We start from the raw sequence: 2,110 nt of genomic DNA, 5'->3' as shown, positions 1-2,110 counted from the left end.
GATTGGCAAAATAGATTTCTGAATCCTGAGGAGAGAGGCTGATTATCTTACCTGCTTGATGGATAACCTCCTGACAGACTTCCCCTGCTTTTCTCCACCAGACAGCTCTTTCATAAAGAACCAATCCATTGAAGATGAGGAAGCCGGCGATAAACAAATTCAAGAACCTGAGTTTATTCACCCTTTCCAGGAAATAGATTAGCAGACTTGCCATTGATATAGAAAATCCTAAGGAAGAAAAATAAAGAAACCGCTGTCCATTTCCATTAACCAGAAGATAAGGCAAAATCCCGATGAGAATCAAGACCAGGCCTAATTTGAAACCAGGGATTTTCTTTCTCAGAAAGTGAATAATCAGTAGAAGAAAAGCCAAACTTATAACTAATATAACCAAGATTGCCCAGAAATTATTCAATTTGAATTGGACTATGTTATTGAGATAAGAGTGCACCTTAAAACCCACCAGGTCAAAGAAGAGCCTGACCGGAAAAAGAAAGCTTATCCCGAAATAGCATAAGTTTTTGATTATCACCACTGGATTAAGCGCCAAGAACTTAGACATTATAGCCTCAGGCACAGTAAAATACCTGATAATCGAATAAAGCAGAGTCAATCCGAAAAACGGAGACGAGAATAGAACTCCGCTTTTGATCCTCGATTTGATACCACCGGATGATTTTAATACTGTCAGGAGAAAAACTGCCAGGAAAATGGTTGTCCCATCCTCTTTGGAAAGCAAAGCCAGGGTAGACAAGATAAACGACAACAAGTAGAATCCTAGCTTTTGCTTTTCCAGATATTTCCACAAGCACCAGATGGAACAAAGGTAAAAGAAAGTGACCAGCGGACTGGAAAGGGCTGAAATCCATAGGACGGTCTCCTCCTGGGCAAAATGGGAAACGAAAATAAGGGAGGCAAAAAGTGAGAGTTTGCTTTCTGAGGTGAACTTCAAAAGAAGAGCATAGAAAATCAATGCATTTATTATGTGTATAAAGAGACTGGCGATGTGATAACCCAGAGGGTTTAGCTGGAAAATCGCATAAAGAAACTGGAAAAGAAGATGAGTAAAAGGCCTGAACTTTAAAACCGGGTTATAATTCACCGCGAAATGAGAGACGGATTCCAAGCTTATCTTCTGAGAATTTCTCAGCCAGACAAAATCATCCGAATTAAAAAAAGAGAAAATGCCGGGCAGGAAAATCAAAATGCCGGCTATACCTATGAGAAGATAATGAAGATGCTTATCTAGCTTATACATCGTCGTCTGCTCTTCGTTGGTGTCCTCACCAACGAAGATTTAGCCGTTGGTCAGGAGACCAACGATAAACATAAAACATCCCGCTTTTCTCTGGAGTACAAGAGCTTACTCTTGCTTTTTTTCCTGTCCTCTTTGAAGGCATCAGCCTCAAGGTCAAAGTCGACAAGCTGATGCACTCCGACCCGGAATTCTCGGAGCATAATATATCGAGGTCTCAAGACCTCCGCTACATATTTTTAAAAATACTTGACTTTTTTTGTTTTGAATATATAATAATAAGTTTTAAGCTTATGCGAGATATAAGGATTGAAATGGAGAACAAAGATAAGTTTTACTCCAACCTGAGGCAGGCAGGGATTTACACGGTTATACCTTTGATCCTGGCAGTAGGCCCGATAATCGGTTATTTCATAGGTAATTTTCTGGACAAGAAACTGCACACTTCCCCCTATCTGATGATACTTTTTATTATATTTGGATTCGTTGCCTCAGGCAAGGAGGTCTATAATCTGGTTAAAAGAGCAATGCAGGAGATGGATAACGAAAATAAAGGGGATAACTGAAAAGCAAGACCTATGGGTTTGGAATTCATAAATAGAATCATCCGCACTTCTTTGATTGTCTCAGCCCTGGCATTTCTGTTCGTGGCGGTTTATCGGAACTTCCCTTTTGGATTGGGATTGTTTCTGGGCACAGCCTGGGGTTGCTTGAATCTTTTTTTTATAACCCAGACCATAGTTGAGGCTTTCAGCCTGAAAAAACCGAACAAGGGAAAACTTTCCTTAATACTTCTGGTCAAATTTCCATTGCTCTATTTTGCAGGCTACATTCTTCTTAGATTCAAATATTTTC

At 39.9% G+C, this 2,110-nt stretch carries 3 protein-coding genes; 2 read left to right on the top strand and 1 reads right to left on the bottom strand.

The window, feature by feature from the left end:
• Positions 1–1,258, bottom strand: a 1,258-nt coding sequence (locus MUP17_11425; protein MCJ7459591.1) for a hypothetical protein, incomplete at its 3' end; no start/stop codon positions are given.
• Positions 1,259–1,569: 311 nt separating this feature from the next.
• Here MUP17_11425 and MUP17_11420 point away from each other — a divergent pair.
• Complete coding sequence (locus MUP17_11420) at positions 1,570–1,821, top strand: AtpZ/AtpI family protein (protein ID MCJ7459590.1); 252 nt, start codon at positions 1,570–1,572, stop codon at positions 1,819–1,821.
• Positions 1,822–1,833: 12 nt separating this feature from the next.
• Positions 1,834–2,110: hypothetical protein (locus tag MUP17_11415; protein ID MCJ7459589.1), on the top strand; the 277-nt coding region annotated here is incomplete at its 3' end.

Source organism: Candidatus Zixiibacteriota bacterium (assembly GCA_022865345.1).
Classification (GTDB): domain Bacteria; phylum Zixibacteria; class MSB-5A5; order MSB-5A5; family RBG-16-43-9; genus RBG-16-43-9.
This window is presented reverse-complemented; position numbering and strand designations above follow the sequence as displayed.

Bases quoted from the DNA above. Each gene is read 5' to 3' on its own strand.
- MUP17_11420 (MCJ7459590.1), top strand. From the start codon at position 1,570: ATGGAGAACAAAGATAAGTTTTACTCCAACCTGAGGCAGGCAGGGATT.